At 80.5% G+C, this 400-nt stretch carries 1 pseudogene; it reads left to right on the plus strand.

The features are described from left to right. Window positions 1-400, plus strand: a pseudogene (locus CCL05_RS45070) (SpoIIE family protein phosphatase); the annotation flags it as partial.

Here is a 400-nt window from a genome sequence, read left to right on the forward strand (position 1 = left end):
CGGCGGAGTCCCTGGTCCTCCCGCACCAGGCGGACGAGCTGCCGGACCTGGCCGCGTTCTCGGCCGCCCCATGGCCCCCCGGGCCGTCGATCACCCTGCCGTCCGGATACCTCGCCGCCGCCTCCGCCCCGGCCGTCGCGCCCGACGGTGACCGGGTGCCCGCGGGGCACGGCGAGACCGCCAGGGGGACGACGGACGGCGGTGGGGGTGCCGCGGGGCGTGGTGTGGCCGGTGGTGACGCGGGCGCGGCCCACGGTGGCAGGGACGTCGTCGACGGCGGTGTGGACGGGGCGGACGGTGGCTGGGACGTCGTCGACGGCGGTCGGAGCACGACGGGCGGCGACACCGGCAGGGCCGACGGGGGTGCGGACGCCGCGGGCGGCGGCGGGGGCGTCGTCGA

This window comes from Streptomyces africanus, from assembly GCF_002150735.1.
Lineage (GTDB): Bacteria > Actinomycetota > Actinomycetes > Streptomycetales > Streptomycetaceae > Streptomyces > Streptomyces africanus.